We start from the raw sequence: 14518 nt of genomic DNA, 5'->3' as shown, positions 1-14518 counted from the left end.
AAAGAATCTCGTAAGAGATTCTTTTTTTACAGTATCAAAGAGTTATAAATTATGAAAAAATAGACCGGTATGGTAAAATAAATTAAATGTGAGGTATAAGAATGATTGCAGTAAAACAGTTAAGTGATGTGAATTTTGAATCACTTGTAAAAACCATCAATGAAGCGTTTCAAGATTACCCAGTACCAATGGAATTCACCCAAGAGACACTCAAAACGAAACTTGAAGGTGTGAATACCAATTTAGATTATTCGTTCGGAGTCTATGATGAAGAAGAACTTGTTGGCTTTGTAATCCATGCCTTGAACGGTGCAGTAGCTTACAATGTGATGACCGGAATCGTTTCTCGTTATCGAAAACAAGGATTGTACACGATGATGTTTGAAGCAGCATTGAGTTATTTTAATATGTTTGGAATTGATACATATCAGTTAGAAGTTCTGAAGGATAATACCAATGCCATTAAAACATATAAGAAAAACGGATTTGAAGTCACAGCGACTTACAATTGCTACAAAGGGAGTGTAAAGACAAAACCTACGACTCCGTATGAATTGAATTTAGACTTTGGGTCGGATGTATCGTCGTTACGTCATCTTGAGAATCATCATCCATCATTTGCTAATTATATTGGAACACCGCAAAATCAAAATATTTACACGATTCAAGAAAATGGTGAAATCGTTGCTTTTATAGCGATGCTCAACAACGGATCCATTCGTCATTTTGGATATTCCCATCCTGACCAATTACAAGCATTACTATTTAATGCATCAAATATGTATGAAACACTAACCATCAACAATATTGAAACGTATGCCGAAGATGTTATTAAGTTGTTGGAATTATTTGGATTTAATGCATATACGTATCAATATCAAATGGAATTGACAATCTAAAGGAGTATCCTATGAAAAAAGCATTGAGTATTTTTATTGTTATGATCATGGTCATTACGACAGTTGCACTTGTTAATCTTGTAGCGGCTCAGAGTCTTGTTAAGAATCCAGAAACGATGTTTCCAACAACTGAAATTGTCGAAAAACTTGAACCAACCAAGCTCATCGAACCAATCTTTCAAAATGTTCCTGTTGAATATCGGGACACAGTCACACAGGTTGTTGAACAGATTTCCAAAGATCCTGAAATTGAGGCGGCTATTAACCAACAAATCGGTGGCGCGTACCAAGACATTTTAAATGGAACCTCTTCTTTTAATGAAAAAGAACTTCTGGATAATATGAGTGCAATCATTGGAAATTATTCGAAAGAAATTGAAGCAGTAACGGGTCAAACGATTACGACTGAAACGATCCGAACAGAAATGGAATCAGTGCTTGTTGGTTATGATGTGAAAACGGTCTATGACACGGTTCTGACTGAAGTAACCAAAAATCTAACGCCTCGCCAACAACAAGTGCTTGAATTAACCCGCTGGTTTAATTCAAACAGTCCACTTCTCATTGGTGTTGCTACCGGTGTTCTGATAGCATTAATAGTGTTACTCTTTGTGTTAGAACGTCATTATTTCTGGATTCCATATATCGTGGGAGCATCAATCGCATCAGCAATTTTGTTGTATCCAACGTATATTGTTGCAACGATGATCACAAAATCAATGATTTCCCGACTAGGAGTTCAAGTTTCATCATCAGTAATTTCTAACACCCCTTATTTGATTACTATTGGCGTGTTAGTAGTTGTTGCGATTGCAGGTATAATTTTTACCAAAACGTCAACATACCAAGATGTTGTATATGAAAATTAAAAGGGAAGGCGAATGACTCGCTTTCCCTTTTAATTTACTGATTTAAGAAATCTAATGCTACGGTTGCTAAAGAAGCACTTGTGACTTCTAAGACTTCGTCATCCCATGCAAATTTCGGATGGTGATGAACCGGCTCGTCGTAGCCCTCGCGGTTGATGCCGACATTATAATAGGATGCAGGTACTGCAAGTGTTAAGAATGCAAAGTCCTCAGCACCAAGTGTCGGGAACTCTTTTTCAATAACTTGGTCAGCACCAAAGTACCCACTTAAGCTATCCTGAACTAAAGCCGTCATTTCTTGATTGTTAATTAATGGTGGATATGATGGTAGGAAACTAAATTCATACGTTGCACCGTGTAGCTCACAGGATGCATTTAGAGTTTGTTCCAACATTTCTGACACAATTGCTCGTGTATCTGGATATAATGTTCGAATTGTACCGCCAATGCGGCATACTTCTGGAATTACATTTAAACCATCACCAGCATGTATTTTTGTGAAGGAGATGACTGCAGGCTTAACTGGATCAATGCGGCGTGTAAGGATGTGCTGTGCGTTTTGAATAAACTGAACTGCAATGCTGATTGGATCAATTGTTTGTTCTGGACTCGCCGCATGACCACCACGACCACGAATTACGATTTCAAATTCATCAGGAGCTCCATACATTGCACCATAACGGACTTGGAGTTTTCCATGTTCTACGTCACCCGCAAGATGTAAACCAAATGCAGCATCAACGGTTGGATTTAGAAGAATGCCTTCATCAATCATCGGTTGTGCACCGCCGTCTGTTTCCTCAGCAGGTTGAAACATGAGTTTAACATTACCATGAATAGAATCTTTCATTTCATTTAGAATCATCGCTGCTCCTAAAAGACCGGCCGTATGACCGTCATGGCCACAAGCATGCATTTTTCCATCAATACCTGAACGATAGGGAACATCTGCCTCTTCATGGATTGGTAAAGCATCCATATCTGCACGAAGTAGTACAGTTTTTCCAGGGTGTGCACCTTGAATAAGTCCAACGACACCGGTACCAAATAATTGATGATTCTCGATTCCTAAAGCATCAAGTGTTTGTTGAATATATTTTTGAGTTTCATATTCTTCGTGTGCAAGTTCGGGGTTTTGGTGGAAGAAGCGACGTGCCTCTTGCATTGCTGGCAAAAATTGATGTGCATATTTTTTGATATTTGAATGTGTCATTATTGAGCTCCTTGGTTTCTATATCTTGCTAAAAAAGCTTGTGTACGTACTTCTTGAGGATTATTGAAAATTGCTTCGGGGGTTCCGGATTCAAGCACAACGCCATTGTCCATAAAAACAACGTGTGATGAAACATCGCGTGCAAACCCCATTTCATGAGTGACAACGATCATTGTTAGTGATTCATTGGCAAGATCTTTCATTACTTGTAATACTTCACCAACCATCTCAGGATCAAGAGCACTTGTTGGTTCATCAAATAACAATACTTTGGGATTCATCGCGAGTGCACGTGCAATCGCAACTCGTTGTTTTTGTCCTCCTGATAGTTGAATGGCATTTTTATTAGCAAACTGTTCCATACCAACTTTACGAAGTAAATCGAGGGCTGTTGCCTCAGCAGCTTCACGTGTACGGTTTAGGACAACCATTTGTGGCTTAACACAGTTCTCAAGTACTGTTAAATTATTGAAAAGATTGAAGTTTTGAAATACAATCCCGACGCTTGTGTTGAGTTCGCGTCCTTTTAATTGACGAATTGAGGTTCCATCAATGGCGACATCACCATCATCAAAGGATTCCAAATCGTTAATGCATCGTAACAATGTCGATTTTCCTGAACCTGATGAACCAATAATGGATACGACATCACCCCGATTGACATCGAGCGTGACACCTTTTAATACCTCAAGGGATCCAAAACTTTTATGTAGATTTTGAATGGATACCAATGGTGTTTCTGTCATAAGATTACCTGCTTTCTATATATTTTGTCCATCAGTAATTGATGATGGATAGCTACTTGCCTCAGTTTTTGTTTTATCAAGTTTCAATTCGATAAAGCGAAGTAATAGCGTTAAGAATGTAGTTAGGACTAAATAAATTACTGTCGTAATCGTGAATGTTTGGAATACTTGATACGTCGTAGATGCAATTCCATTTGAAACGAAGAAAAGTTCGGTTACTGCAATAACATTAAGAACGGATGTATCTTTAACATTAACGATTAATTCATTACCTAATGCTGGGATTGCATTTCTAATTGCTTGTGGCAAGATAATGTGACGCATTGTCTCCCAGCGCGTAAAGCCAAGGCTTTTAGCTGCTTCAAACTGTCCATCATCAATGGCTTGAATACCACTTCGCATAGTTTCAGCCATATAAGCACCGGTATTGATGCTTACAATGATAATCCCTGCAAGTATGTTACCCATTGGTAAGTTAGACCAACGGAATCCTGTAAACATCATTGAAATCCCATAATAGAAGACTAATGCTTGTACCATCATTGGGGTTCCACGGAAGACGGTAATATAGACTGAGGCAATTGCATTCGTAACTTTTGTGTTTCGTGAAATTGCAACGAGAAGTCCAATAATAAATCCAATCAATGTTGCGGTAAACGAAATCCCAATAGTGGTAAGCGTTCCACGAATTAAAGCTGGATAATTATGCGATAAAATGGTCATTACTTGTTCAAAGAAATTTCCAGTTGAAAAATCTCCTGCATTCACCGCTGTATTCATCAATTCTTTTTGTGTGTCACGGGAAATAAGAGCGAGTGCATCATTAACTTCATTTAGAAGTTGGGTATCTTCTTTACGAAGACCAATAGCAACCCCAGCCATTGATTCAGTGACCGTATATCCTTCAGGTCCATCCAACTGGATATACATCAAGTCTTTATTAGTTGCATTAATACGGTCGCCAGTACCACTATCAGCAACGAATCCATCTAATTCTCCAGATTGTAGGGCAACTGTCATTGTTGGAAAATCTTTCATGGCTTGTGCTGCATCAATATTCTCAAGTTGTTCCAATAATTCAGTGTGGAATGTACCGACTTGCGCAGACACACGCGCATTTTCGAAGTCTTTTAAAGTTTTTCCTTGACTAAAGGGGCCATCCCGTTTGACGACAATACCAAATGCAGTTTCGTCATCAAGATAATAGACATTGCTAAACGCAACTTCTTTTTTACGCTCATCAGTTGGAGACATTCCCGCAATGATTGCATCAATCTCTCCGGTTTGAAGGGAAAGGATCAATCCATCCCAACTCGTCTTACGAATCACCAATTCTTTATCCATTGATGCTGCTACACGTTTTGCAATTTGGACATCATATCCTTCACAAAACTGGTTGCCATCAATCGCAACTGCAGAATCATTTGATTCTGATTGAGTCCAGTTATACGGTGCATAACCACACTCCATACCAACTGTAAATGTTTCTCGATCTGTTGGTTTTACACCACAACCAACTAATACCAGAAGCATTACAGCAAATACTGTTACTATCCTTCTCATAGTAATCCTCCTATCAAATTGAATGATGGTTGGGGGAATAGAAAAACTCTAGCGGTTGGCTAGAGTTTTAGTTTCATAGTGCCAATCCGAATGGATCGAGTGATAGTGATATTTTCACTAACCCCATAGGTTAATTATGTCTAATTAATCTATTCGGCGATGGTTACCTTTCTGAAGCGTCAACGTATACCTACTCGACTTCATACTCTGATGCACCGCTACCTCTATATTCAATTTCATTAACCATACCGTTTAATGTAAAGATAGTCAAGCATAATGATGGTTTTTCAATATTAAGTTGTTTGTTTCAGAGTTTTTCATTGAAAGACCCCTTCTTAATAGACACATTTTTAACCTGAATATAAATAGATATTTTAAAAATGTTATCTTTGAACAATAATTCAGATAAGAAAGCGTATCCAATTCATGAAATTTGTTACATCTTCAAGTCGTTCTTTCATATCAATCCCACACATGATAGAATAGTACAGGAACAAGAACATCTGTTCTCAGTATAAATACTGTTTCTATGAAAAAAGAAAAGGAAGGTATACTAACATGGGAAGAAAAGTTGGTACAGTCTCACGTGGAATTCGTGGTCCAATTATTCGAGAAGGAGATGACTTAGCGTCGATCGTAACACAAAGCATCCTCGAAGCAAGCAAGAGTGATAATTTTGAGGTTCGTGATCGTGACATTATTGCGATGACAGAATCAATTGTAGCGCGTGCTCAAGGTAACTACGCTGATGTAGATGCGATTGCAAAGGATATCCGAACCAAGTTTGGAACAGATACAATTGGAGTAATTTTTCCAATCTTATCACGAAACCGTTTTTCAATGTTACTCAAAGGAGTTGCACAAGGTGTTAAAAAAGTTGTGCTCATGCTCAGTTTTCCATCCGATGAAGTCGGTAACGAATTGGTTACGCTTGACCAATTAGATGAAGCTGGAGTTAATCCTTATAGTGATGTTTTGACACTGGAGCAATATCGCGCATTATTTGGCGAAAACAAACATTCATTTACTGGTGTAGATTATGTTGCATATTATGGTGAAATAATTGAAGCAGAAGGTGCAGAAGTTGAAATTGTATTCTCAAATCGCTGTGAGACAATCTTAAATTATACAAAGCATGTTCTGGCTTGTGACATTCATTCACGTGCATGTACCAAACGTATCTTAAAACGTGAAGGTGCAGAACTCGTACTTGGTTTAGATGATATATTGACTGAGAGTGTTGATGGAAGTGGATACAATGCTGAGTTTGGTCTTTTAGGGTCAAACAAATCAACAGAAGATTCTGTTAAGTTGTTCCCACATAATAGTTTTGGGCTTGTTGAAGACATCCAAAAACGTATGCTTGAAGCAACTGGAAAACATGTGGAAGTCATGGTTTATGGAGATGGTGCATTCAAAGATCCAATGGGTAAAATTTGGGAACTAGCGGATCCTACTGTTGCTCCTGCATATACAAAAGGACTTGAGGGAACACCTAATGAATTGAAACTCAAGTATTTAGCAGATAATGATTTTAAAGATTTAACAGGTGAGGCTCTTAAAGAAGCTATCGAAGCTTCAATCAAAGAAAAAGGAGATGACCTTGTTGGCCAAATGGCTGCGCAGGGAACGACACCACGTCGTATCGTAGACCTCGTTGGGTCACTATGTGATCTCACAAGTGGCTCGGGTGACAAAGGAACCCCGATCGTATTTGTTCAAGGTTATTTCGATAATCTTTCAGACGAGTAACATACAGAAAGCCCTGGATGGGGATCCAGGGCTTTCTAGCATGTGTGTGTAATAAACTGTGCACGTTGAGTGCATTGATATAATATCTCACATGGACAAAAAGGTCAAGCGATTTACCTTGGTGTTTACGGGTTAAAAGATAAAAAAATATAGAGTATGATCAAATAATAGGAGGATCAACGATGTTACATAAATACAAAGAAATTAAACGCTTTGAAGTCACTAAAGATTACAGTCAAATCCATATGACAAATTTTATGGAAAACTCAATTGTTAAAGGATTACCTGGATTTGAATCAATCGAAATGGGGCTAAACTCAAGCAATCCAGATTATGATTTAGTTGTTATCTCTTTTACTTGGGAAAGCAAGGAAGCATTTATGAATTTTAAGAAAAGTGATGCGCACTTACAGTCTCATAAAAAAAGAACACCGAATCCCAAAATCTTGAAGTACAGTGCTACGCATTTCGAAGTTACGGATGAATGGAATCAATAGGTAAGATATAAAAAGCTCTCACAACTAATTGTGAGAGCTTTTGTCATTATAACGGTCTTACGTTACTTGCTTGAGGACCACGTTGTCCTTCAACGATGTCGAAGCTAACTGCTTGTCCTTCGTTTAAAGTTTTGTATCCTGTTGATTCGATAGCTGAGAAGTGTACGAACACGTCTTGGTTATCTGTATCATTTGTAATGAAACCGAAACCTTTTTCAGCATTAAAGAATTTAACTTTACCTGTTTCCATATATAGTGCCTCCTGTCTAGAATAAGGTTTAAACAGTTTAATAATAGACATTATATAAACGTTGAGTTCTTATTTCTAGTATAATCATAGGATAATACCTATGGTTTGTCAAATGATTTTCCGGTAGGTGACAAGACATAATTTAGGAATGCATCATATGTCTAAAATATAGCATGGAAACGTTCAAACGAAATCAATCTTCACAACTAATTTGCAAATTATTGTATATATTTTGGAATGCTATTGAAGTTTGGAAACTACTTCTCGAAGCGTTTGTAGTGTTTTAATCTCATTTGCAGGCGAATGGCCGAAATAATGTAGATGACTGCGAAAACAATACAACTCCAAAAGACGAATGTTGTGAATACAGTATAGAAGTCAGGAAATAGGTGACCGAGTAAATAAAGGCCGCCAATTAACAATAATAGTGTAAATTTAGAGTGTTTATTCATACAAAGTACCTTCCTACTATAATGGTATCATTATTGATTGGAGTTTTTTCTACAACCTAAACACCAAAATGCGCAGGTTAGCCATTTAATAACCAAAGGTGCAATCTAGGCGATAAAATCATCAACCTAATCGTACATATCAAAAAAAGATGGAAGACACTGCTATAATGCAGATATATGGGTGTACTAAGGTACTAGAGGGAAGAGAATGGTAAAAAATATAATAAGAAACTATCGTGACAGCATTATCATTGCTTTTGATATTTCATTCTTCTATATAGTTTTGAGTAGTGTTAAGTACGATGACTCTGCTGCAGTGGTTTTAATGCTCATCTTAAGAGCAGGATTTATCATTTTGAGAAATTCTGCATTACATAATAACCAAGATACAGATACGTCAAGAAAGCCCTTTGTTACTGCATTTGCAATCGCACTTGATCAAGTCTTATTCTATTTCATTTTGTCGACAGTATTTAGCTTTGAAGATATGAAGATAATCTTTTTAATGTTGTTAAGGGCATGTATTGAAATCCTCTTGTTTTCAGACGGAATGACAAAATACAAAGATTTTAGAGGAAATGTATGGTTTCGGAATATTGTTTTAATATTTCTGGATAGTCTTTTCTTTTTTGTGGTGTTGTACCAGATTTATGATGGGAACGTACTCCCTGTGTTTGGATTACTTATGATACGCGAAGTGACCACCACTTTGATGATTTATTGTAAGCTTAATTAATTATTTTCGTGAACTAAATAAAAAGAACCTCGAAATTGGTTCTTTGTTTTAAAATTTATGGTGCGGATGAAGGGACTCGAACCCCCATGCACAAGGCGCTAGATCCTAAGTCTAGTGTGTCTGCCAATTTCACCACATCCGCATGTTTGCTGTGTTTAATTCCTTAGTGCCTATAGATAATAACATTCATTTTACAAAAGCGCAATAGGTTTTAACATAAAAGTTAAAATAATTAAAGGCGGATATTTTCCGCCTTTAATTAGATATAATAGATCTTCAAATTACCGAATGAAACGTCTCCATTGAGTGTTAATGTTGGACCCGATTGTGGCATATGATGTGTTGAATCTGATATACCACCAAGGGTTGTTGTGACGTTGTTAATTACATTCACAGTATGAGGAATGTAGAGGACAATTTGTCCAAAATTACAATCGATATTTAGGTGTGATCCATTAGGATTAAATTTTGCTTGATCAAAGTATACGCGTAATGATGCGAAGTTACACTCGACTGATCCGTCTGTAAAGTTCTCTGAGCGAACATAACGTGTGCGGTCAGTGAAGGTTGCTTCCATTCTTATAAAGTCCTGACGTGCGTCATATTGCTTTTCGTGATTGTTTTCTTTGTTGAAGTTTGTGCCTTCTTTGGTTCCGTCAGAACTAAAGGTGAAATTTTGCTTGCTACCATCTCCATTTTCAACGTTTACCTCAACGTCAATGATATCATCATCGTTGAAGTCGTGACGATTATAGTCGGATTTTGGTGCATCATAAGTTTCACTGAAGAACTCAAAGTTGTGCTTTTTTCTTGGGAAAAGGGAATGTAATCCGATACTTAGGAAGATACCACCCCAAATGAGCCACCAGATGTTTCCTCTAAAATAGAAGAGATCATCATTTAAGGCAAAAGCAATGATAAGTGGCATAATAATTCCACCATAATTTAAATCCTTCAAATTGCTAATTGCAAATGCAACCAGCATTGCTGTTACAATAATTCTAAAAATACTGTTTCCTACTTCAAAAAGGTTAAATGCGGATCCAAAAATAACAACCGAAATAACTATGAAGAAGAAACCCCAGTAAAGACTACCGCTTTTTCTTTTCATTATAAGCTCCTTTCGTCCAAATGCTTTTTCACATTTGGGAAGTACATACGTGATACGTACACTATTTTGTGAGAGTCAAAGAACTGAATGGACCGTGCAGAGGTAATGTTTCGTTCAATCGCTGCCACATGATTAATATTCACAATGGCTGATTTAGATATTCTTACAAATGTATTGGGTAATTTATCTTCCAATTCATACAAACGATATCGTGTTCGGTAAGAATCTCGACTCGTATGAGCGAAAACACTCTCTGCCTCAGTTTCAAAGAATAGAACGTCATCTGTGTTGAGTGTTATATCACGATCATCACTAGATACGACGATTGCCTCTGTATGAAACTTTTGAATCCAACTTTGAATCTCAGAAGTCAGCGCATGACATTCGACAATCACGTCATCATCTGCTAATTCTGGATTTTCAATGATTCGAATTTTCATGTCTGCCTCCTCTATGTGTATCGTAGCAAAAAAATGTTAAATAATGTGGTAAATCCGGTAAGATGAAAGATACATGCGTTAAGTTGCATTATTTTCGGTTTTGACGGAGTAATTCAATTTCTTGACGGTAACCATCGTTATCGTCCTGGGGTGTTTCTAAGTAAAATGGCAAATGGCGTAGTTTGGGATGATTTATAATATTTACAAAGGCATCCAAACCAAGTGACCCTTGACCAATTTTTTCATGACGGTCTTTATGCGATTTAAATGGATTTTTGCTATCGTTAATATGTATTGCGTGAAGTTTGTTCAAACCGATAATGCGGTCAAATTCTGCGATAACTCCATCAAGATCGTTGACGAGATCATAACCTGCATCATAGAGGTGACATGTGTCCCAGCAAACGCCGAGTTTTTCTTTGACTTCCACACGGTCAATAATTTCTTTGAGCTCCTCAAATGTGCGTCCAACTTCAGAACCTTTACCTGCCATTGTTTCGAGTAGCACAATTGTTTCTTGGTTTGGATCAAGTACTCGATTGAGCATATCTGAAATCATAACAACTGCGGGTTCAACCCCTTGACCAACATGACTTCCGGGATGGAAGTTATAAAGACTCCCTTTGATAAAACTCATACGATAAATATCATCCCGCATTACTTCCTCAGCATATTCTCGTGTGTGTGGCTTATCGCTGCACGCATTCAAAGTGTAGGGTGCATGTGCCAATATATGTTTAAAATCGTTTGCTTCAATAATGGCATTGAGTTTCGCAACATCATCTAAATCGAGTGGTTTCGCTTTACCACCACGGGGACTACGGGTAAAGAATTGGAATGTATTCGCTCCAATGTTCAAGGCTTCTTTTCCTAAACCTTCATAACCTTTTGAAAATGATAAATGACTTCCTATATAAAACATAAGAACCTCCTAATGATGTATTTATTCTATCATATTCGTCTTATGAGAGTATGTGAGAATACTATGATATAATAACAAGTGAATATAGAAAGAGGTGTCGCATGGAATTAAATGGAAAACGCGTTCTAACAATCGTAAGCCCAGACTACGATGATTTGGAACTTTGGTATCCGATTATTCGACTTCGTGAAGCAGGTGCTCATGTAGATATTGCAGGTGAGCATGCCGATACAACGTATAAAGGGAAGTATGGCCTATCTGTAGTATCCAACCTATCATTCGATGAAGTTGATATTACTCAGTATGATGGTATTTTGGTGCCTGGAGGTTGGGCTCCCGACTACTTAAGACGTTTAGACTCTGTTCTTGAGTTTATTCGTTACATGGATAAAGAAAAACGCGTCATCGGTCAAATTTGCCATGCAGGCTGGGTTTTATCTTCAGCCGGAATTCTTGAAGGAAAAACGGTAACAAGTACGCCGGGAATTAAACATGATTTAATGTATGCTGGAGCAACATGGGTAGATGAACCAGCAGTTGCGGATGGTCATGTTATATCCGGGCGTCGCCCCCCAGATTTGCATATCTATTTGCCACTTGTAATTGAAGCGCTAAAAAAACAGTAAACTCTCGAAAGAGAGTTTTCTTACGATAATGATAGTCTATGTCAGAGCAATCCACCGTATAATGAATTAGAAATGAGGTGGATTATGACATTCGCAATTACAATTATAAAAGGCGTTCTTATTGGCGTTTCATTTTTAATACCCGGACTGAGTGGCGGAACGATGATGTTAATACTGAATGTTTTCGATGATGCAGTGCATGCTCTTAACGAACTCTTGCATTTTCGTGCATATCGCCTCAAATATTATCTTGTTATGACATTGGGGATTGGTCTGGGTATTCTCGCGTTCGCAGGTGTTATTGATTACCTGCTGATCAATTTTAATACACTCACAATGTCGTTTTTCTTAGGGGTAATTTTAAGTGGTCTCATAGAGATTGATAAACAGATTACAAACAAAGTAAAATCAATCAAAAGTCTCATTCCGTATCTAATAGGCATTCTGTTGACGGCAGGTGTTTACTTCTTACCGTCTCTTACGATTCAGGTAGACGCTAATCTATCGCTTCAAAATTGGATCCAACTTATCATAATCGGTATTCCAATTTCTGTTGCACTAATCCTTCCAGGACTTTCAACGTCATATTTGTTGTTGGTGTTTGGTTTGTATGAGCGTACGTTACGAGCAATCTCAACCTTGGATTTTATGTTTTTGTTACCCCTCATTATTGGTATTCTTATTGGGGTTGTCTTATTTACAACGCTGATTGATTCAGCACTACAGAATTATCCCAACCTTATCTACAAGATTATTTATGGACTCGTTTTAGGATCAGTCTATGGAATTGTTAAGGAACTTGGTATTCAATCATTACCAGAAGGCATGATAGCCATTGGAGTCGCAATTATCGGTTTTGTATGTGTGACGCGGTTCAAAAAAACTGCGTTGAAACTCGAGGAAGCCTCAGAAATGTAAGCAATTGTAGCAAGCAATTGCTTTTTTCGTGTGAACTCATGTGAGTAAGTGTTAACGCCATTGAAAGATGCTAAGATGAATTCTACAATAAATAATAGAACTGTAAACATGGAGGTTGCATGGATGCAAGACAATAAAAAAGATAGTCGTGAAACTATCGATACCAATACAGAAGATAATATACTGGGGAAGGACTCGCAAGAACTAGCGGATGAGGTGAACCTTGAAATGATGGAGGGTGAACACTTTGAACAGGAAGTAGAAGATGTATCTAAAGAATCTATAAACAATTCAAAAGAAAATAATTCTGAAAGAACTTCGTCGAGTCACTCAAATGGTAAGTCGAAAAAGCGCAAGCAAAAACACCAATCAAAACGAAAGCCAAAGGAAGATTCTCAATCCAAAGAGAAAGATAGATTTAAGGACAGTGTTGAAAAAGAATCAAGGAATCGAAAGCAGGAGCAACATACAGAAAAACGGAATATTATTCCGGTTATCCTAAGTTTAATTATAATGGCAGTCATCGCTGGTGGTGGCTACATTTTTTGGAATCAATACATGAATGAAAAACAATTAGATTTCTTATCACTTCGAACAATTTCATTGACTGGTTCAAATGGTGCAGGTCACTATGTCGATAATCGTGAAGCAATGATTTTTGATGGACCCGATCCGGTAAAAGAAGTTTTAAAGGCAGTCAAGGTTGAAATTACACCAAATGAAAACTTGAAAAATGGCGATGTTGTTTCGATAAAAATTGCCCCCGATGATTCCCAAATTGAAATATTAAAGGAACACCGCTACAATCTTAAGTTGGGATCACAAACGCTGACTGTCACAGGCTTGACGGACGATAATACCATTGATTTCTTCGAGAATATCAGTGTTTCCTATATAACAGAAGGTGATTTAATTGCCGTAAACACAACCATCGACCCTATATTTGATAATGTTGATGACACGCAAAATACAATTCTAAAACAGATTAAGGTTAAACCAATTGAGACAAAAAAATATCGAAACGGTGATACTCTTCTATTAGAATTAGATATTCCAAATCAGACTCGAAAGGCACTTCAACAGCAGGATGTGACCTTATTATCTGAAACCAAAACAATTACGATTCAAGGCTTAGTCGAAACACCACGAACCATTGGAGATATTGATACACTTGATACAATGAAACAACAGGCGCAACTTGGTATTGAATCAGATTATAAAAAAGGTCAAGAAGATGCTCGAAACTTCAAAGTTGTAAATACTTGCTATACAGATACAATTACAACAAATGAAAATTTTGAAAATTATTCGAATGGATCGTTAGTATTTATATTTGAATTTGAGCAAGATGCCGAGGCAGGTCCTATAAAAAAATACACAAGTTATCACTTTACAAACATCACGTCTTTGAATGGCAAGGTTCAACAAGATTCCGTAGTTATTAAAGGTACGCAAGCAACGCAAGAGAAAAAAGAGTCAGTCGTAGATCCATTACGAAACGTTGGATTCTCATGCAAATAAAAA

The 14518-nt window shown here is 37.3% G+C and carries 15 protein-coding genes, 1 tRNA gene and 1 riboswitch; of the genes, 8 read left to right on the top strand and 8 right to left on the bottom strand.

Translation table 11 applies throughout. The features are described from left to right. Positions 1 to 101 precede the first annotated feature (101 nt). A complete protein-coding gene (locus GVV19_RS06375; RefSeq protein ID WP_159646478.1) occupies positions 102 to 899 on the top strand; it encodes a GNAT family N-acetyltransferase in 798 nt (265 codons plus the stop codon). Between the two features lie 11 nt (positions 900 to 910). Then, positions 911 to 1768: a hypothetical protein gene (locus GVV19_RS06370; protein ID WP_159646476.1), complete on the top strand. Its 858-nt coding sequence runs from the start codon at positions 911 to 913 to the stop codon at positions 1766 to 1768. Positions 1769 to 1802: 34 nt separating this feature from the next. Here the strand turns inward: GVV19_RS06370 and GVV19_RS06365 are convergent, their stop codons facing one another. The 3 genes from GVV19_RS06365 to GVV19_RS06355 are packed head-to-tail and all read right to left on the bottom strand — an operon-like array spanning position 1803 to position 5290. Continuing rightward, positions 1803 to 2981 carry a M20 metallopeptidase family protein gene (locus GVV19_RS06365; RefSeq protein WP_159646474.1) on the bottom strand — a complete coding sequence of 393 codons (1179 nt, stop codon included), beginning with the start codon at positions 2979 to 2981 and terminating at the stop codon, positions 1803 to 1805. After that, positions 2981 to 3727 (bottom strand): amino acid ABC transporter ATP-binding protein, encoded by a 747-nt coding sequence (locus GVV19_RS06360; protein ID WP_159633086.1) that lies wholly within the window; start codon positions 3725 to 3727, stop codon positions 2981 to 2983. The genes GVV19_RS06365 and GVV19_RS06360 overlap by 1 nt, the downstream gene beginning before the upstream one ends. A gap of 15 nt (positions 3728 to 3742) precedes the next feature. Next, positions 3743 to 5290 (bottom strand): ABC transporter substrate-binding protein/permease, encoded by a 1548-nt coding sequence (locus tag GVV19_RS06355; RefSeq protein ID WP_159646472.1) that lies wholly within the window; start codon positions 5288 to 5290, stop codon positions 3743 to 3745. 68 nt (positions 5291 to 5358) lie between these two features. Continuing rightward, a riboswitch (Lysine riboswitch) is annotated at positions 5359 to 5525 on the bottom strand. A gap of 323 nt (positions 5526 to 5848) precedes the next feature. On the opposite strand from GVV19_RS06355, the gene GVV19_RS06350 reads away from it, so the two are divergent. Both GVV19_RS06350 and GVV19_RS06345 read left to right on the top strand, forming a co-directional pair. Continuing rightward, complete coding sequence (locus tag GVV19_RS06350; RefSeq protein WP_159646470.1) at positions 5849 to 7042, top strand: coenzyme F420-0:L-glutamate ligase; 1194 nt, start codon at positions 5849 to 5851, stop codon at positions 7040 to 7042. 182 nt (positions 7043 to 7224) lie between these two features. Then, the gene (locus tag GVV19_RS06345; RefSeq protein WP_159646468.1) at positions 7225 to 7539 is read left to right on the top strand and encodes an antibiotic biosynthesis monooxygenase family protein; all 315 of its coding nucleotides are present in this window, start codon (positions 7225 to 7227) and stop codon (positions 7537 to 7539) included. Positions 7540 to 7585: 46 nt separating this feature from the next. Here the strand turns inward: GVV19_RS06345 and GVV19_RS06340 are convergent, their stop codons facing one another. Further along, a complete protein-coding gene (locus GVV19_RS06340; RefSeq protein ID WP_159633074.1) occupies positions 7586 to 7789 on the bottom strand; it encodes a cold-shock protein in 204 nt (67 codons plus the stop codon). 660 nt (positions 7790 to 8449) lie between these two features. Between GVV19_RS06340 and GVV19_RS06335 the strand changes: the two genes are divergently transcribed. After that, positions 8450 to 8977 (top strand): hypothetical protein, encoded by a 528-nt coding sequence (locus GVV19_RS06335; protein WP_159646466.1) that lies wholly within the window; start codon positions 8450 to 8452, stop codon positions 8975 to 8977. Positions 8978 to 9035: 58 nt separating this feature from the next. Here the strand turns inward: GVV19_RS06335 and GVV19_RS06330 are convergent. The 4 genes from GVV19_RS06330 to GVV19_RS06315 all read right to left on the bottom strand — a co-directional run bounded on the left by GVV19_RS06330 (position 9036) and on the right by GVV19_RS06315 (position 11450). After that, positions 9036 to 9119, bottom strand: a tRNA-Leu gene (locus GVV19_RS06330). A 117-nt stretch (positions 9120 to 9236) separates the two neighbouring features. Next, entirely contained in the window at positions 9237 to 10088 is an 852-nt protein-coding gene (locus tag GVV19_RS06325; protein WP_159646464.1) for a LiaF transmembrane domain-containing protein, read from the bottom strand. Next, positions 10088 to 10528: a LytTR family DNA-binding domain-containing protein gene (locus GVV19_RS06320; protein WP_159646462.1), complete on the bottom strand. Its 441-nt coding sequence runs from the start codon at positions 10526 to 10528 to the stop codon at positions 10088 to 10090. The genes GVV19_RS06325 and GVV19_RS06320 overlap by 1 nt, the downstream gene beginning before the upstream one ends. An 88-nt stretch (positions 10529 to 10616) precedes the next feature. Then, complete coding sequence (locus tag GVV19_RS06315) at positions 10617 to 11450, bottom strand: deoxyribonuclease IV (protein WP_159641707.1); 834 nt, start codon at positions 11448 to 11450, stop codon at positions 10617 to 10619. 101 nt (positions 11451 to 11551) lie between these two features. Here GVV19_RS06315 and GVV19_RS06310 point away from each other — a divergent pair, with 101 nt between their 5' ends. From GVV19_RS06310 to GVV19_RS06300, 3 genes are all read left to right on the top strand, one after another. Then, positions 11552 to 12076, top strand: a complete 525-nt coding sequence (locus tag GVV19_RS06310; RefSeq protein WP_159633059.1) for a type 1 glutamine amidotransferase domain-containing protein — start codon at positions 11552 to 11554, stop codon at positions 12074 to 12076. An 84-nt stretch (positions 12077 to 12160) separates the two neighbouring features. Then, a complete protein-coding gene (locus tag GVV19_RS06305; RefSeq protein WP_159646460.1) occupies positions 12161 to 12994 on the top strand; it encodes an undecaprenyl phosphate translocase family protein in 834 nt (277 codons plus the stop codon). A 75-nt stretch (positions 12995 to 13069) separates the two neighbouring features. After that, positions 13070 to 14515 (top strand): hypothetical protein, encoded by a 1446-nt coding sequence (locus tag GVV19_RS06300; protein ID WP_159646458.1) that lies wholly within the window; start codon positions 13070 to 13072, stop codon positions 14513 to 14515. Positions 14516 to 14518: the final 3 nt, after the last annotated feature.

Origin of the sequence: Erysipelothrix anatis (genome assembly GCF_009828745.1) — a bacterium.
Taxonomy (GTDB): Bacteria; Bacillota_I; Bacilli_A; order Erysipelotrichales; family Erysipelotrichaceae; genus Erysipelothrix; species Erysipelothrix anatis.
The sequence above is the reverse complement of the archived record's forward strand: the minus strand, read 5'-3'. Positions and strand labels throughout refer to the sequence as shown.

Excerpts from the sequence above, each read along its gene's own strand:
- GVV19_RS06355 (WP_159646472.1), bottom strand. The coding sequence starts at position 5,290 with ATGAGAAGGATAGTAACAGTATTTGCTGTAATGCTTCTGGTATTAGTT.
- GVV19_RS06320 (WP_159646462.1), bottom strand. The coding sequence starts at position 10,528 with ATGAAAATTCGAATCATTGAAAATCCAGAATTAGCAGATGATGACGTG.
- GVV19_RS06310 (WP_159633059.1), top strand. The coding sequence starts at position 11,552 with ATGGAATTAAATGGAAAACGCGTTCTAACAATCGTAAGCCCAGACTAC.
- GVV19_RS06340 (WP_159633074.1), bottom strand. The coding sequence starts at position 7,789 with ATGGAAACAGGTAAAGTTAAATTCTTTAATGCTGAAAAAGGTTTCGGT.
- GVV19_RS06350 (WP_159646470.1), top strand. The coding sequence starts at position 5,849 with ATGGGAAGAAAAGTTGGTACAGTCTCACGTGGAATTCGTGGTCCAATT.
- GVV19_RS06370 (WP_159646476.1), top strand. The coding sequence starts at position 911 with ATGAAAAAAGCATTGAGTATTTTTATTGTTATGATCATGGTCATTACG.
- GVV19_RS06360 (WP_159633086.1), bottom strand. The coding sequence starts at position 3,727 with ATGACAGAAACACCATTGGTATCCATTCAAAATCTACATAAAAGTTTT.
- GVV19_RS06375 (WP_159646478.1), top strand. The coding sequence starts at position 102 with ATGATTGCAGTAAAACAGTTAAGTGATGTGAATTTTGAATCACTTGTA.
- GVV19_RS06365 (WP_159646474.1), bottom strand. The coding sequence starts at position 2,981 with ATGACACATTCAAATATCAAAAAATATGCACATCAATTTTTGCCAGCA.
- GVV19_RS06325 (WP_159646464.1), bottom strand. The coding sequence starts at position 10,088 with ATGAAAAGAAAAAGCGGTAGTCTTTACTGGGGTTTCTTCTTCATAGTT.
- GVV19_RS06335 (WP_159646466.1), top strand. The coding sequence starts at position 8,450 with ATGGTAAAAAATATAATAAGAAACTATCGTGACAGCATTATCATTGCT.
- GVV19_RS06300 (WP_159646458.1), top strand. The coding sequence starts at position 13,070 with ATGAATTCTACAATAAATAATAGAACTGTAAACATGGAGGTTGCATGG.
- GVV19_RS06305 (WP_159646460.1), top strand. The coding sequence starts at position 12,161 with ATGACATTCGCAATTACAATTATAAAAGGCGTTCTTATTGGCGTTTCA.
- GVV19_RS06345 (WP_159646468.1), top strand. The coding sequence starts at position 7,225 with ATGTTACATAAATACAAAGAAATTAAACGCTTTGAAGTCACTAAAGAT.
- GVV19_RS06315 (WP_159641707.1), bottom strand. The coding sequence starts at position 11,450 with ATGTTTTATATAGGAAGTCATTTATCATTTTCAAAAGGTTATGAAGGT.